The sequence below is a fragment of the Actinoplanes oblitus genome, assembly GCF_030252345.1.
Taxonomy (GTDB): Bacteria; Actinomycetota; Actinomycetes; order Mycobacteriales; family Micromonosporaceae; genus Actinoplanes; species Actinoplanes oblitus.
Genome location: NZ_CP126980.1, coordinates 6,354,815 through 6,369,643, shown reverse-complemented (window position 1 = coordinate 6,369,643; position 14,829 = coordinate 6,354,815). Strand labels below are relative to the sequence as shown.

Genomic DNA, 14,829 nt, shown 5'->3' with positions numbered 1-14,829 from the left:
GACGAGACCACACCGGGGCGGCCGCGCGCAGCGGCGGGCATCACGTAAGTCCGAGGTGCCAAGTGATATGAGCCGAGACATCGATATTCATCGTTGTCAGGCCTAGCGTCGGACCATGATGTGGAAGAGAATCGCCGCCGCGCTGGTCCTCGTGTTCGCACTCGGCTGGGCCACCCCCGCCCAGGCCGCGGCCCGGGTGCTCTACTACGACGCCAGCCAGGCGCAGGAGTTCGTCGCCGTGGTCAACCAGGGCGCGCAGATCTGGAACAGTCGGGTCACCAACGTCCGGCTGGAGCCGGTTCCGGCCGGCCGCACCCCGAACATCCGGGTCTACGCCGACAACGGCTGGCCCCGCACCTACACCACCTCGCTGGGCAACGGCCGCTGGTACATGGGCCGGGAGGCGGTCGACGACGGCTACTACCCGCCGCGGATCGCCGCGCACGAGTTCGGTCACATCCTCGGCCTGCCGGACCGCCGCACCGGCCTGTGCGGTGACCTGATGTCCGGCAGCAGCGCCCCGGTGAGCTGCACGAACGCGAATCCGAGCAGCACCGAGGCGGCCACCGTCAACCGTCTGTTCGGCACCTCGGTCACGGTGCCGGCCGGTTACTTCACGGAGCGTGCATGGTAAGCGTCGTCCAGACTCCCACGTGGACCTGGTCGCCGTCCTTGAGCACCCGCGACTGCCCCGCCGTCAACGGCTGATCCTCGTCGTTGAGGTAGGTCCCGTTGGTCGATCCCAGGTCGGTGACCAGCCACACCCCGTCCACGTTCAGCGTCAGCAGCGCGTGGTTGTGCGAGGCGCCCGGGTCGGTGTCGGCCAGATCCACCTCCGGGCTGGTCCCCTTCGAGGCGCTGCCCCGCCCGATCCGGACCTGCGGCGGGGTCAGCGTGATGGTCCGCTCGCCGGTGTCGGCCGGGAAGGTGACCCCCTCCACCTCGTTGAGCGCGAAGTAGGCCGGGTCGGCGAAGAGCGTCGCGGTCCACTCGCCGGCCGCCACCGGCTCCGGCAGCACCTCGGTGAGCTGCGGCACCTTGCCGGTGGTGTGGTCGTACCCACAGTCCTCACAGAACCGCGCCGACCCGGCCCGCGGGGTGCCGCAATGCGGGCACTCCTCGCCTTTCGGCGAGTCGGCGACGGGCGTGGCGGGCGCCTCCACCGGCGCGCCACCGATCTTCGCCCCGCAGGTGTCGCAGTAGTCCGCCTCGGTGGAGACATGCCCGTTCGGGCACGTGTAGGAGCTCACTGCGACCGCCCGACCCGGACCGTCTTGGTGCTCTGCGTGTCCAGCGCCATCTCGTCCGCCGCGTTGACCTTGCGGCGCAACCGGACCGTGCCGGTCGCCGCGTCCTCGATCTCCACCACCTTGGAGAGCAGCTCCTCGGTGGCCTTGTTGCCGCTCTCGTGGGCGAGCTGCGCGGCCCGGCCGAACTTGATCGTCGCGGTCCGCTCGTCGCCGGCCTCCCGGGCCGCGATGCCGTCCTGGATCGTCTGGGCCAGCTCGGCCTGCCCGGTGTAGTGCGCCACCTGCCGGTTGATCCGGGTGGACAGCGCGGTGTCCTCGGTCCACACCGCGCGGACCAGCGACTGCGCGTGCACGGTGTCGCCCTCGACCACCGAGATCCGGGCGGCCAGCATCTCGTCGCCGGCCTTGCCGGACGGCACGTCGATGCAGACGTGGTAGTCGCGGCTCTCCTGCCCCCAGGAACCCAGCGGATAGCGCCCGGCCCGCGGCCCGTCCTCGACCCGCTTGCCGGTCAGGTCCATCACCTGTGGTTCCACCTGTTTGACGAAGCGAACCGTGGCGTTCACCGGCGTCCACACCTTGAGCTGCACGTCGGCGGCGGTCTTGCCCATCGCCCCGGTGATCATCTGCTCGAAGGCTGCGGTCAGCCCCTCCGGCCGGGCCACGATGTCGACGGTGCCCAGCATCGCCGTGGCGATCTTGCGAAGCTCGGAGACCTTCCAGTTCGTGCCGACGCCGCGGCAGTCGCAGACGAACCGGCCGGCGATCTGCTCCAGCACGCTCTCCAGATAGCCGAACCGCTCGCCGTTGTCACCGTCGGTGAGCAGAATGGCGTGCTTGATGTCGCCCGGCCGCTGATCGAACAGCTGGGCGGCGAGCAGCAGCCAGGCGCCCATCGCGGTGCCGCCGCTGGCCTGCAGCCGGTCGATCGCCCGCAGCGCGTCGGCCCGCGACTGCGGCGACGCCTCGGCCAGCTGGCCCGGGTCCGGGAACAGCTGCTGCGCGGTGCTGACCCCGGCGATGATGGCGAACCGCACGCCGTCGTCGATGCAGTTCACCGCGGCCTTGGCAGCCTGCCGGGCGGCCGCCATCCGGCCCTCGGCCTGCATGGATCCGGACGCGTCGACGATGATGATCTCGGTCGCCCCGGCGCTGCGGCGGCCGCCCTCGCCGCCCGACGAGGTGACGGTGACGATCGCGTTCACCTCGCTGGCGCCCATGGCGAGGTACTCGTTCTGGAAAGCCTCGGCGCTGTAGGACACTCGGGACTCCTTATGCTTCGCTGGTCTCGTTGTCACTGTCGGTTACGGCGTCGCCTTCGGCTTCCGCCATGTCCGCGTCGGTTTGCGGTGGCACAGGCACGATGGCGACCGTGATGTTGTCCGCGCCTCCGGCGGAGTTCGCGTACGCCACCAGCGCGCGCGCCGCCTCGAGCAGGGGGCGGGGCCCGGTGGCGACGCGCAGCGCGGACCGGACGGCGTCGCCGAAGTCCGCCGGGTCGGTCAGGTAGTTCCACAGCCCGTCGCTGCAGAGCACCAGGTGCCCGGGCGCCCCCGCGGTGAACGCGCCCACCCGCGGGCTGATCCGGCCGGCGTCCGCGCCCAGCCAGGCGGTGATCGCGTGGGCCTTCGGATCGTTCATCGCGACCCGCGGGTCGGCGCCCATCGCGATCACGTGCCGGGCCCACGAGTCGTCCTCGCTGAGCTGCTCGGCCGGCCCGGTGGCGGGGATCCAGTAGACCCGGCTGTCGCCGACCCAGCCGAACCCGACGTGCGGGCCGCGTACCGCCGCCGCGACGATCGTGCAGGCCGGGTTGGAGGTGGCCCGGCGCGGGTCGCCGGTGCCGGCCAGCTGGGCGACCGCCTCGCCGGCACCCTGGATCGCCCGGCCGACCACCTCGGCGATCGGCAGCGCGGGCTCGTCCGGCTCGACCGGCTCGGTCGGCTCCTCACCGGTGTCCGGGGCGGTGGCCTCGTCGGGCCGCGTCCCGGGCCGGTCCGCGGGTCCCGCCGCGGCGTGGCCCGGGTGCTGGGCGCGGGCCAGCAACTCACCGGCCGCCTTCGCGGCCACCTCGGAGGCGACATCCGGGTCGAACGACGCCGAGACGCCGTCGCAGACCACCACGTCGACGGCGTCGCTGCCGACGGCCAGCCACATCGCGTCCTCATTGCGGTGGTGCCGGCGACCCCGGTCGCTGACCGCCGCCGCCATCAGGTCGCCGTCCGCCTCGGTGTGGTCGCGCGGCCGGCCGGCCAGCATCCCGCACTCCTCGCAGTACCCGTCGGCGGCGACCGCGCCCACCGCGGCGCAGTGCGGGCAGTCCCGGCCGGCCAGGCCGGTGCTCCGGCCCGGGCCGGGGGCGTCGGCCGGCGTCGCCTCGGTCTCGCCGGCGGCGCCGACCGACGCGGTGTCGGTCAGCCTGCGCCCGCACGCCTCACAGAACGACGCGCCGGTGGCGCGCCCCTCGGCGCAGGAGTCGCACTCGGTCAGAATCAACGTGCCTTCTCTCGTTGCTCAGGTGCGGGTCCGCGGCCGCGCCGCGTTCGCCATGTCGACCAGGCGGATCTTCTCGGGACCGTGCGCGGCGCGGGCCATCTCGCGGTACGCGTCCTCCAACGCGAACCGCACGTCCTTCTCCCCGGTGTCGCCGGTACGCCCGCCGCCGAGCACCGCGGCCGGCACCCGCAGCCCGCCGCGCATCGAGGACAGCGCCTGTTTCAGCAGCTCGGCCCGGAGCTCGGCGAGCTGCGCCCGCTCCACCTCCAGCCGTTCGAGCAGGGCCGCCGCCTCGGTCAGCGCCTGCACGTCGACCTTGGCGTCCGGGTGCGCGTGCACCAGCGCCCGCACCGCGCCGACCTGGGAGATCGCGTACGCCGAGGACGTGCCGGGCACCCGCTGGTAGGCCTCCACCGCGCCGGCCCGGTCGCCGCCGGCCAGCCGGCAGCGGGCCAGCCCGGCGGCGGCCGTGGTGTACGACGGGTCGGTCCGGCTGACCACGTCGTAGTACCCGGCAGCGACCGGCATCCGGTCCGGCCCGGCCAGCTCCTCGGTGAAGCCGAGCGCCAGCTGCGGGGCCAGCTCGCCGGGCAGCACCGAGTAGACCGCGTCGAACCGGGCGCGGGCCGTGGCCCAGTCCTGGGTGGCCAGCGCGAGCAGCCCGTCGTACCAGGCCAGCCGCCAGTCGGCGCCGTCCAGCGCGGCGAACCGGTCCCGCGCCTTGCGGGCGTCGTCGAAGGACCCGTGCCGGGTGCCCAAGTCGATCTCCGCCCGCAGCGCCCGCAGCCGCACCTCGACGGTCTCCTGCGGCGCGTGCTTGAGCAGGGCGAGCACCTCGGCCGGGTCGGTCAGGGTGATCGAGGCGAGGAAGCCGGCCGCCGGGTCGGTCAGGTCGATCAGCGGGGTGGGCAGGTCCTGCCAGCGCGGCGCCTCCGACCTGAGGTCGGTGCGCAGCTCGCCGGTGAACACCTTGGACGGCGCCGGTTTCGGCGCGCCCTGCGCGGCCACCACCTGACGCAGCACGCCGAGCATCTGCTCCTGCATCTCGGCGGCGTCCACGAACCGCTCGTCCGGGCGGGGCCGGGTGGCCCGCTGGACCAGCCGGTAGAACGACTCGTGCCGGGTGTAGACCTCGAACTCGTCGCGGCTGGGCAGGCTCTCCTTGAAGGTGGTCTGGTAGCCGCGGAAGTCGGTGGTCAGCACCGCCAGGGTCCGGCCGATGGTGTAGAGGTCGGAGGCGACCGACGGGCCGTCGGTCGCCATCTCCGGCGCCTGGTAACCGACGGTGCCGTAGATCGCCGCCTCCTGGTCGTCGATGTGCACGACGCCACCGAGGTCGATCAGCTTCATCTGGTCGCCGGACTGGATCACGTTGTCCGGCTTGAAGTCGCAGAAGATCAGCCCGCGCTCGTGCAGGTAGCTGAACGCCGGCATGATCTCGATCAGGAATTCCAGCGCCTGGTCCAGCGGCAGCGGGTCGGTGTTCCCGCCGTTCGCCTCGCGGCGCTGCTTGAGCATGTCCTTGAGGGACTTGCCGCCGACGTACTCCATCACGATGTAGCCGGCGCCGTCGTGCTCGACGAAGTTGTAGATCTTGACGATGTTGGGGTGCTCGACCTCGGCCAGGAACCGCTGCTCGGCCAGGGCGGCGGCGAGCGCGTCCTCGTCCTGCGAGTTGAGCAGGCCCTTGAGCACCACCCAGCGTTTCGAGACGTTCAGGTCGACGGCCAGGTAGACCCAGCCCAGGCCGCCGTGGGCGAGAGCGCCGGCCACCTCGTACTGGCCGCCGACGACGTCGCCCTTGACCAGCTTGGGGGTGAAGTTGAACGCCTCGCCGCAGTGCGGGCAGAAGCCCGAGGTGCGGCCCGGCCGGTCACCGCGGGACCGGCCGACCGGGTTGTTGCACTTGGCGCAGTACCGCTTGGACTCCGGCACCTGCGCGTCGGCCATGATCGTGGTGGCCGGGTCGACCTTGGCGATCGGGGCGATCTCCACCAGGCCGCTGCCGAAACGGCGGCTGGACGAGGTGCGGCCGCTGCCGCGCCGGCTCCCACCGGTACGCGTGGAGAGCGCACTGCCACGCGTCGAGCCCTGCGTGCCGGTGTTGCTGGTCGCGGCCCGTTGCTGGGGCACCGGGGCGCTCGTGGCCACCGGCGCGAGCCCGCAGGTGTCGCAGTAGCCGTCCTCGATCGTGCCGCCGCAGCCGTCCCGCCGGCACGTACCGATGCCGGGTCTCCCGGCTTCCGGCGGGGCGGCGACCGGTTTGCCGGCCGGGGCCATCCCGCAGGTGTCGCAGTAGCCGTCCTCGATGGTCCCGGGGCAGTTCCGCTGGCATTTCATGACCGGGCATCCTTCGCGATCGTGGCGGTGAGCGCTTCCTGGTACGCGTTGACGGCCGCCCGAGCCTGGTCCAGCTCGCACGGCGCGGTGTGCAGAAGGGTGCGGGCCCGCTCGGCGAGCGGGGTCAGCCGGGGATGCTCGCCGAGCCCGTGCCGCAGCGCCTTGGCCTGGTAGGCGCTGAGCCGGCCGCGCAGCTCGTCGCGCTCGGCGAGCAACTTGTCGTTGTGCGAGGTGACCACCGAGAGCGCGGCCAGCCGCTCGCGGGCCGCCCGCGACCACTGCGCCAGCCGCGGGCTGATCAGCGCCCACTGCCCGGCGGTGGCCAGTGCCTCCACCGCGGCCAGGTCGGGCCGCAGGTTCACCGCGCGCACCGTGGCGATCTGCGAGTCCGGGAACCGGCCGGTGACCCGGGCGTGCGCCTGCTGCGCGGCGCTGGCGGCCCGGTCCAGCTCGTCGGCCCGGTCCCGGGCCTCGGCCAGCCGCCGGTGCAGCGAGTCGCGCAGCTCGGCGGCCGAGGTGCGCTCCGCGTCGGAGCGGCGGATCAGGTCACGGACCCGGTCCAGGATCGACGGGTCGGTGCCGAGCGGGTCGGTGGCCAGCGTGCCGGTCAGGTCGCCGAGCAGCCGGTCGGCCTGGTCCAGCAGGGTGGTCGGGGCACCGACCCGGCGGGACAGCTCGCGGGCCTGATCGAGGGCGGCGGCCGCGTCGGCGGCCGCGGGGAGGAGTTTCTGCCACCGCTCGGCGGCCCGGCTGGCCACGTCGACGGCCGTGGTGAACGACAGTTCCATCGCGGCGAGCAACTCGCCCGGCGTGCAGGTGGTGGTGATCTGGCCGGCGCCGAGCAGCCCGCGCTGGGCCAGCGGCACCGTGGTGGTGGAGAGCAGGATCGACGAGCCGAGCACCTCGTGCAGGTATTTCGCCCGGTCGGCGTCGTTGAACCGGCGCTGCCCGCGCAGCGACTGGGCGCGCACGATCGACTCGCTGAGCATCCGGTAGCCGTCCCAGAGGGTGGCCATCGCGACGCTGGCGTCGGCCCATTCCCGGGCGGTCCGGCCGGTCAGCTGCTTGCCGTCCAGGTCCTTGCGAGCGGGCATCTCGTCGAGCTCGACGAGGTTGCGCGAGATCACCTGCACGGCGGTTTCGAGGCGCGCCAGTTCGGCGTCGGCGGGGGCTACCGAGGGGGCCGTCATCGGTACTGTGCCGCCGGTGGCTGCGGGGCCGGACCGAACCGGCCGAGCCATTTCTCGTACGTCCGCTTCCAGGTGCCGTCCCGCCGGGCCTTCTCCAGCACCGCGTTGACGAACTGGGTGAACTCCGGGTGGTCCCGGTTCAGCGCCATCCCGTACGGCTCCTGGGTGTGCCGCGGGCCGACCACCTTCGCGTACGGGTCCTGGGCGGCCATCCCGGCCAGGATGGTGTCGTCGGTGGAGATCGCGTCCACCTCGTTCTGCTGGAACGCCACCAGGCAGTCGCCGAAGGTCGCCCGGGACACCGCGACCGGCGGCGGGTTGCTCCGCACCTTGCCGATGTTGTCGTACGACGTCGACCCCGCCGCCGAGCAGATCCGCTTGCCGCCCAGGTCCTCCAGGCTCGCCGCCTTCGAGTTCTTGCTGACCAGCACCTTCTGCCCGGCCTCGTAGTAGATCGAGGAGAAGTTGACGTCCTTCCACCGGTCGCAGTTCGCGGTCATCGTGTCGGCGACCACGTCCACCTTGCCCTGCAGCACCGAGTTGACCCGCTGGTCGTACCCGATGACCGTGATCTGCAGCTTGTCCGGGTCACCGAAGATCGCGCCGGCGATCAGCCGGCCCATGTCCACGTCGAAGCCCTCCACCTTGCCGGTGAACGGGTTGCGCGAGCTGAACAGCAGGGTGTCCTGGCTGGTGCCGAGGATCAGCCGGCCGCGTTTCTGGATGTCCGCCATCAGCGTGCCGGCCGGCATCCGCCCCGGCTGCGGCAGCGCGCCGGACGGGCGCAGGCTGGCCCGCGGGTTGCACGAGGTGTCGGCGGGCGCCGCGGGCGCCGTCCCGGCGGGCTCGGCGCCCTGCTCGAGGCCCCGGCCGGTGGCCGTGGGCGCGGGGGTGGCGTCGTAACGCGGTGCGGAGTCGCCGGCACAACCGGCGGTGCCCAGCAGCAGGGCGACGGTGGCGATCAGGGCGAGTCGGGTACGCATCACCGGTACTCCTCCAGGCGGGCACGGATACCGATCACGAAGAGCGCGCAGGCGGCCAGCGCGAGCAGCGGCCCGAGCACGGTCAGCAGGTCCAGCCCGTCACCGGCGTCCTCGACCTGGCCGGTGAAGGCGTCGGTCCGGTCGCCGATCGCCGCGCCCATGGTGTCGGTCAGCTCGGTGAACCGCTTGCCGGTCTCGTCGCTGATCGCCAGTTTGACCGCGCCGTCGTAGTCACCGCGCTCGTTCAGCCGCCGCACCTGGTCGTGCAGCGTCAGGTAGTCGTTGTGCAGGCGGGCCGCCTCGACCACCCTCGCCCGCGCGTAGGTCAGCCGGGGGTCGTTGAAGTCGATCCCGCCGCTGGCGGCCTTGAAGTCGCCCTCGTGGTCGGCGGCGCCGCGGGCGGCCAGGGTGAGCGCCTCGTCGGCCCGCTCGCTGAGCATCAGGATCCGCATCTCGGCGAGCGCCGCGACCGGGCGCGAGCCCTCGGCGTCCGCGCTGGCCAGGTGGGATCGCTGGTTGGCGAAGACGCCGCCGGTGACCAGGGCCAGCACGCCGATCAGGGCGGTGGCGGCGACCAGCGGGACGTTGAAGGTGCGGTGCGTGGTGCGGCTCAGGTAGGCCTGGCTCCAGAACAGCGCGACGCCCAGGGCCACGAAGAGCACCAGCAGCAGCATCAGCCACCACGAGCTGCGGGCCGCGTCGTAGCTGTCGCCCAGTTCGGTGCCGGCCGTCCGGAACAGCTGCTGCGCCTGCGGCTGCAGGGTGTCCCGGTTGAGCTGGGAGGCGGCGGACAGGTAGGACGCGCCGATCGGCAGGCCCTGCCGGTTGGTGGCCCGGGCGGTGGCGACCAGCGCCGAGTACCGCGCCATGCCGGTGGAGAGCGCCTCGACCGCCTTGCCGGCCTCGCTGTCGGCCGGGACCAGCCGGGCCGCGCGGGTCAGCGCGGTGCCGGCCCGGGCCAGGTCGTCGTCGTAGCGGCGGGTCAGCGCCGCCGGCTCCAGCCCGCCGGCCAGGAACGCCTGGGCGGCGGTGGTGTCCGCGTCGGCCAGTGAGGTGTAGATCTGCTCGGACTCGGCGAGCAGCGGCTGGGCGCGGCCACCGAGGTCGGTGGTGCCGGACGAGGCGGCGTGCGCGGTCAGCCCGGCGACCAGGCCGGTGAGCAGGCCGAGGGTGAGCAGCGCGGCGAGGATCAGCTGCAGGCGGCCGGGGGAGTGGTGCCGGAGGTTGCCCACCCGGCGCAGCAGACCGGCCGCCGGCGGGGCGGATGACGCGTTCGCCGGGGACCGGTGCGCCAGGGCTGTGGTCACGCTGTGCCTCCGTACGCCAGGGGTGCCTGCCCGTCCACTGTGCGTCACCGATGCAAGCGATCATCGACCCCGGGCGGGCGGGTGTTGCGTGCGAGTCTAGGGAGCACCGGCGCCCGGCGGGATACCCGCCGGGCGCCGGTTGTCGCCGTTGTTCGACCGGGGTCAGCTGAGCTCGCGTTTGAGCAGCTTGCCGGTGGCGGTCATGGGCAGCGACTCGACGATGCGCACGATACGCGGGTACTTGTACGAGGCCATCTGCTCCCTGCTCCAGGCGACCAGCTCGTCCTCGGTCACGGTGGCGCCCGGCTTGAGGATCACGAACGCCTTGACCTCCTCGCCGTGGCTGGGGTGCGGCACGCCGATCACCGCGGTCAGCGAGACCGCCTCGTGGGTGAGCAGCACCTCCTCGATCTCCCGTGGGTAGACGTTGAAGCCACCGCGGATGATCATGTCCTTGGCCCGGTCGACGATGTAGTAGTAGCCGTCCTTGTCCCGGCGGGCCAGGTCGCCGGTGCGGAACCAGCCGTCCCGCATCACCTCGGCGGTCGCCGCCGGCCGGTTGTAGTAGCCGTTCATGATGTTGTGGCCGCGAATGGCGATCTCACCGATCTCGTCGGCGCCACCGATCGTGTTCCACTCCGGGTCGATCAGCCTGACCTCGACACCCCAGATCGGGATGCCGATCGAGCCGGGCCGGGGCTCGGCGTCCGGGTCGCTGAAGGTGGCCACCGGCGAGGTCTCGGAGAGGCCGTACCCCTCCAGGATGGTGACGCCGAACCGCTCCTTGACCGCCTTGATGATCTCCACGGGGAGGCTCGAGCCGCCGGCCACGGCGACCCGCATGTTGCGGGCGATCCGCTCCACGTCGACGTTCTCGTCCAGCGCGTTGAGCAGGCCCCAGTACATGGTCGGCACGCCGGCGAAGAACGTCACGTCCTCGCTCTGCAACAGCTGCACCGCGGCGTTCGCCTCGAAGCGGGGCAGCAGCACCAGGGTGGCCGCCACCGAGAAGCCGGCGTTCATGTTCACCGTCGCGCCGAACGAGTGGAACAGCGGCAGCACCAGCAGGTGGGTGTCGGTGGCCGGCTGCGAGGCGAAGAGCCGGTTGCAGGTGAGCGCGTTGAGCACCAGGTTCGAGTGGGACAGCTCGGCGCCCTTGGCCTGGCCGGTGGTGCCGCTGGTGTAGAGGATGACGGCGGCGTCGGTCTCGGCGCGCTGCACCGTCTCGAAGACCGGCGACTGCCCGGCGAGGGCCTGGCCCAGCGTCTCGGCGCCGTCGACCGTCGAGGCGGCCGCCGGGTCCGCGGTGATCAGGAAGAAGTGCTCGCAGCCCTCGGCGGCGTCGAATCCGGCCTTGCCCTCGGCGCCCATCGGCAGCTCCGGGGTGCCCTGGAAGCAGAAGTACGCCTTGGCCTGCGAGTCGTTCAGGTGGTAGGTGATCTCCCGGCCCTTGAGCAGCACGTTCAGCGGTACGACGACGGCGCCCGCCTTGAGGATCCCGTAGTACACGATCGGGAAGTACGGCAGGTTGGGGCAGGAGAGCGCCACCTTGTCGCCGGGCTGGATGCCCCGGGCCACCAGCATGCTCGCCACCTGGCTGGCCGCCGCGTCCACCTGGGCGTAACTCAGGCGCTGCGGGCCGAGCACCACCGCGGCGCGCTCCGGGTAACGGCGGGCGCTGTCCTCCAGCAGGATGGCGAGGTTGAGCATCAGGTGGTTCCCTTTCGAAGCGCTGTGACGGCGGTCTCATCTCAACATGAGTGGTCTTTCCGCGGAACCGGCCGTTCCGGTTGTGTTTCCCTGCCCCGATTCGTCAGGTCGCCCGGTTTTTTGCCGATGGCAGCGACGTGGGAATCCCGGTGATGGATGCGGTGCACGTCGGTCGTCAGCCGATCTTTGACGCCCAGGGCACGGTGGTGGCCTTCGAGCTGCTCTTCCGCGGCCGGATGGACTCCGTCGCGTCCGGCCGGCAGGACACCTATGCGACGAGCACCGTCATGATCAACGCCTTCACCGAGTTCGGGATCGCCGAGGTGGCCGGCAACCGGCCGTGCTTCATCAACCTCACCCGCGAGTTCCTCACCGGCCGGCTGCCCCTGCCGTTCGGGCCGGAGCAGGTGGTGCTGGAGGTGCTGGAGACGGTGACGGTGGACGACGAGGTGATCGAGGGGATCACCGCGCTGGCCGGCGCCGGCTACCGGATCGCCCTGGACGACTTCGTCTGGGGCTCCGGCCACGAGCAGCTGCTCGGGCTGGCCTCCTACGTCAAGCTCGACCTGCTGGACGGCGACCTGAGCCGGCTCGACGAGATCGTCGCGGCCTGCCGCCGGCACCCCGGTCTGCAACTGGTCGCCGAGCGCCTGGAGACCGCCGAGCAGGTCGCCATCGCCGACCGCTACGGCATGGAGCTGCGCCAGGGGTACTGGCTGAGCCGGCCCCAGGTGCTCAGCACCCCCAGCCTCTCCCCGTCCCGGCTGCGCCGCCTGGAGCTGGTCGCCGCCCTGATGTCCCCGGACGTCCCGCTCGAGAAGATCACCTCGATCATCGTCAGCGACCCGGCGCTGGCCCTGCGCGTGCTGCGGGTCAGCAACTCGGTGGCGGCCGGCGTGGTCAGCCGGATCTCCTCGGTCCGCCAGGCGGTGATGCTGGTCGGGCTCACCCGGATCCGCCGCTGGGCCACCCTGATGGTGGTCGACGACGTCGCCGAGGCCCCCGAGGAGCAGTTGCTCACCGCGCTGACCCAGGCCCGGCTCTGCGAGAACCTGGCCGCCCGGTTCGGCGCCGACCAGGGTGCCGCGTTCGTGGCCGGCCTGGTCACCGGCATGGCCCGGTTGATGGGCAGCACCCCGTCGGCGATGGCCGAGCAGCTGCCGCTCACCGCCGACGTGGCGGACGCCCTGACCAGCGGCACCGGCCGGCTCGGCCAGGTGCTGAACGCGGTCTCCGCCTACGAGGCCGGCGAGGCCGGGTCGGCCGATCTCGCCGGCCCGGCCCTGGATGCCATGCGCTGGTCGACCCGGACGCTGACCGCCGCGCACCGCTTCAACCCGCAGCGCACCGGCTGACCGCCGGGCGCCGCTTCAACCCGCCGTTTCAACTCGCCGTTTCAACTCGCCGCTTCAACTCGCCGCGCACCGGCTGACCGGTGTCACGCCGCGCCGGCCCGCGCCCGGCGCGGCACCGCCACCAGGTTGCGGCCACCGCCGGCGCCGCCCCGCCTCGACCCGGGCGGCACCCCCTGCCGGGAGGCCGGGCGCTGCCCGCGTCACCGACTGCTCGAAGATCACCTGAGCTGCGGAAAGTCGGCATCGGGTGCCGCTGAACCGGCCGCCCCGATTTCGGCGTAGACGATGACGTGAGTGGATATCAGTTCACCGGTCGCTGCCTGGCGGTCCTGATCTGTGCGGCGCTCGGCGGTGCGGTCGCCGCCTGCGAGGACCATCCCGATCCGCCGTCCGGTCCGCATCCGGCCCTGTCGCCCGATCCGCCGGCCTCGGCCGCTCCGGCGCTGGCCGCCGTCCCGAAGTGCGCCCAGGTGCAACGGCTCGTCCGGCAGGCGCTGCCCGGCGCCGGCAACATGTCCGAGACGCCGTATTACGGCAACGCCGTATTCACCGTCCAGGACCATTGCGTCTTCGACGCGCCCTCGGCCGAGGGCGGACACAAGCTGGTGGTGGTGGTGGTGGTGCGATACGGGCGGTTCGTCGATGGCATCGACGGCCGGACCGCCGACGAGAGCGCGACCCGGCCGACGACCGACGTGGTCACCACCACCTGTGCCGAATCGCCACACAGGGTAGGTACCACGCTGGTCTGCACCAACGAGAGCGGGGAACTCCGCAGCGGCGCCGGCCTGGTGGCGGATGGCGCCTTCGCTGCCGCCGACGTCGCCGCCACCGACGGCGAAGTGGTCACCACCCGGCACCGGACCGCAGCCGAGGCGGCGGCACGGACGATTGCCCAGAAGACCCTCGACGAACTGAGCTGACGGGGAGAGCGAGATGGGACGTCTGCAGCAATTCGAGGAGGAGGTCAGCCGGTTCGAGGCGCGTGCGGAGAGCGCTGACGGAACGGTGTCCGTGCTGATCGGCGGGACCGGCGACATCGAGGTCAGGTTGCGCCCCGGAGCGTTGCGCGAAGTCACCGAGGAGCGGCTGGCAGCGAAGATCACTCGCGCGGTCGGTGACGCCATGTGGGCGAAGAGGCGACCTGGCTGGGCACCGCCGGGAAGCAGTGCGCCGTGACGATCCGCACCATCCGGAACAGTTTCGCCCAGATCGGCTACGCCCAGATCGAGGCGATCATCAATCTGCACAGGGAGTTCAACGACTGGATCTCCAGCGGCAGCAACTTCCTGTTCCACCTCTTCGACGGCAAGGTGTTCGACGCCGGCGGCGAACTCATCTCCTTGATGGCCGACATGGCCTCATCCCTGGAAGGAGTCCTTGCCGAGCAGGTCAAGATCGAGGGTGCCATCTCGAAGGTGGAGCTGGCCGCCAACGGCATGCCCGACCTGGGTAGCGTCCAGCACGACCATCGCAAGCCGCACCAGAGCCCGACGCTCGGTGCCGAGGACTGGGCGCGAGCAGGCCGGTGGTAGCGAGCCTCAGCGGTCGGTTACCGCGTTGATGGTGGCGAGCAGGCCGGCGGTGAGGTCGTAGCGGTCGCGCGGGACCACGTGCAGGATGCCGGCCGGCTGGTCCGGCGGGGGCGGCGGGCTCGGGTTGGCGCGATAGCCCGGGAGTGCCGCCACCTGGGCGGTGACCTGCGCCGGGAAGTGGAAGCGCCCGGTGTCGCGGGTGCCGGCCAGGTGCAGGGTCACGTCCAGGCCGGCCGGGCGGTCGGCGGACCAGCCCGGGAAGACGGTCTTGAACTCGGCGTAGCCGTGCGGGTCGGTCAGCTGGGCGCCGTGCAGCGTCGGGGCGGCCGGGTCCGGGGCGGGGTGGACGATCTCCAGGACGGCGTTCGGCAGCGGGCGGTCGACCGCGTCGAGGACCCGTACCCGCAGCATCATCGGCACGCCGGAGTCGGCGGGCGCCAGCTCGCGCCGGACCACGAAACGGTCAGTGGTGAACGGGTCCGGCGCGGAAGTGCCGGCCGGGCGCAGCTGGCAGACGGCCGCCGCCGGTCCCGGGAAGTCCAGCGTGATGATGTTGCGGCGGCTCAGCACCGGCGCGCCGGCACGCTCCTCGTGTCCCATTTTCGTCCCATCGTCCCCGACCACGTACGTCCCATAAATGATCATCGCAGGACAGAAGGGACT

General features: G+C 72.2%; 14 protein-coding genes. 5 read left to right on the top strand and 9 right to left on the bottom strand.

Annotated elements, in window-relative coordinates:
• Positions 1-115: 115 nt before the first annotated feature.
• A complete protein-coding gene (locus Actob_RS28730) occupies positions 116-634 on the top strand; it encodes a snapalysin family zinc-dependent metalloprotease (protein ID WP_284914967.1) in 519 nt (172 codons plus the stop codon).
• Here the strand turns inward: Actob_RS28730 and Actob_RS28725 are convergent.
• The 8 genes from Actob_RS28725 to Actob_RS28690 all read right to left on the bottom strand — a co-directional run bounded on the left by Actob_RS28725 (position 615) and on the right by Actob_RS28690 (position 11,276).
• Positions 615-1,250 carry an FHA domain-containing protein gene (locus Actob_RS28725; protein WP_284914966.1) on the bottom strand — a complete coding sequence of 212 codons (636 nt, stop codon included), beginning with the start codon at positions 1,248-1,250 and terminating at the stop codon, positions 615-617. The genes Actob_RS28730 and Actob_RS28725 overlap by 20 nt on opposite strands.
• On the bottom strand, positions 1,247-2,512 hold the full coding sequence (locus tag Actob_RS28720; RefSeq protein WP_284914965.1) for a vWA domain-containing protein: 1,266 nt from the start codon (positions 2,510-2,512) through the stop codon (positions 1,247-1,249). The genes Actob_RS28725 and Actob_RS28720 overlap by 4 nt, the downstream gene beginning before the upstream one ends.
• 10 nt (positions 2,513-2,522) lie before the next feature.
• Entirely contained in the window at positions 2,523-3,746 is a 1,224-nt protein-coding gene (locus Actob_RS28715; protein WP_284914964.1) for a PP2C family protein-serine/threonine phosphatase, read from the bottom strand.
• An 18-nt stretch (positions 3,747-3,764) separates the two neighbouring features.
• Positions 3,765-6,086 (bottom strand): serine/threonine-protein kinase, encoded by a 2,322-nt coding sequence (locus Actob_RS28710; protein WP_284914963.1) that lies wholly within the window; start codon positions 6,084-6,086, stop codon positions 3,765-3,767.
• Entirely contained in the window at positions 6,083-7,276 is a 1,194-nt protein-coding gene (locus Actob_RS28705; RefSeq protein WP_284914962.1) for a hypothetical protein, read from the bottom strand. Before Actob_RS28705 ends, Actob_RS28710 begins: the two co-directional genes overlap by 4 nt.
• Positions 7,273-8,259: a glutamate ABC transporter substrate-binding protein gene (locus tag Actob_RS28700; protein WP_284914961.1), complete on the bottom strand. Its 987-nt coding sequence runs from the start codon at positions 8,257-8,259 to the stop codon at positions 7,273-7,275. The genes Actob_RS28705 and Actob_RS28700 overlap by 4 nt, the downstream gene beginning before the upstream one ends.
• Positions 8,259-9,566 carry a hypothetical protein gene (locus tag Actob_RS28695; RefSeq protein ID WP_284914960.1) on the bottom strand — a complete coding sequence of 436 codons (1,308 nt, stop codon included), beginning with the start codon at positions 9,564-9,566 and terminating at the stop codon, positions 8,259-8,261. The genes Actob_RS28700 and Actob_RS28695 overlap by 1 nt, the downstream gene beginning before the upstream one ends.
• Positions 9,567-9,728: 162 nt before the next feature.
• Positions 9,729-11,276, bottom strand: coding sequence for a long-chain-fatty-acid--CoA ligase (locus tag Actob_RS28690; RefSeq protein WP_284914959.1), 1,548 nt, complete (start codon positions 11,274-11,276; stop codon positions 9,729-9,731).
• Between the two features lie 152 nt (positions 11,277-11,428).
• Here Actob_RS28690 and Actob_RS28685 point away from each other — a divergent pair, with 152 nt between their 5' ends.
• From Actob_RS28685 to Actob_RS28670, 4 genes are all read left to right on the top strand, one after another.
• Entirely contained in the window at positions 11,429-12,631 is a 1,203-nt protein-coding gene (locus tag Actob_RS28685) for an EAL and HDOD domain-containing protein (RefSeq protein ID WP_284914958.1), read from the top strand.
• Positions 12,632-12,921: 290 nt separating this feature from the next.
• A complete protein-coding gene (locus tag Actob_RS28680) occupies positions 12,922-13,554 on the top strand; it encodes a hypothetical protein (RefSeq protein ID WP_284914957.1) in 633 nt (210 codons plus the stop codon).
• Positions 13,555-13,567: 13 nt separating this feature from the next.
• Complete coding sequence (locus Actob_RS28675; RefSeq protein WP_284914956.1) at positions 13,568-13,810, top strand: YbaB/EbfC family nucleoid-associated protein; 243 nt, start codon at positions 13,568-13,570, stop codon at positions 13,808-13,810.
• Complete coding sequence (locus Actob_RS28670; RefSeq protein ID WP_284914955.1) at positions 13,807-14,166, top strand: hypothetical protein; 360 nt, start codon at positions 13,807-13,809, stop codon at positions 14,164-14,166. The genes Actob_RS28675 and Actob_RS28670 overlap by 4 nt, the downstream gene beginning before the upstream one ends.
• Before the next feature lie 6 nt (positions 14,167-14,172).
• Here the strand turns inward: Actob_RS28670 and Actob_RS28665 are convergent, their stop codons facing one another.
• Positions 14,173-14,811, bottom strand: coding sequence for a peptidase associated/transthyretin-like domain-containing protein (locus Actob_RS28665; RefSeq protein ID WP_284914954.1), 639 nt, complete (start codon positions 14,809-14,811; stop codon positions 14,173-14,175).
• Positions 14,812-14,829 lie beyond the last annotated feature (18 nt).

Coding starts and splice junctions, on each gene's coding strand:
- Actob_RS28730 (WP_284914967.1), top strand. CDS start 116: ATGATGTGGAAGAGAATCGCCGCCGCGCTGGTCCTCGTGTTCGCACTC.
- Actob_RS28710 (WP_284914963.1), bottom strand. CDS start 6,086: ATGAAATGCCAGCGGAACTGCCCCGGGACCATCGAGGACGGCTACTGC.
- Actob_RS28705 (WP_284914962.1), bottom strand. CDS start 7,276: ATGACGGCCCCCTCGGTAGCCCCCGCCGACGCCGAACTGGCGCGCCTC.
- Actob_RS28700 (WP_284914961.1), bottom strand. CDS start 8,259: ATGCGTACCCGACTCGCCCTGATCGCCACCGTCGCCCTGCTGCTGGGC.
- Actob_RS28690 (WP_284914959.1), bottom strand. CDS start 11,276: ATGCTCAACCTCGCCATCCTGCTGGAGGACAGCGCCCGCCGTTACCCG.
- Actob_RS28685 (WP_284914958.1), top strand. CDS start 11,429: ATGGATGCGGTGCACGTCGGTCGTCAGCCGATCTTTGACGCCCAGGGC.
- Actob_RS28675 (WP_284914956.1), top strand. CDS start 13,568: ATGGGACGTCTGCAGCAATTCGAGGAGGAGGTCAGCCGGTTCGAGGCG.
- Actob_RS28665 (WP_284914954.1), bottom strand. CDS start 14,811: ATGATCATTTATGGGACGTACGTGGTCGGGGACGATGGGACGAAAATG.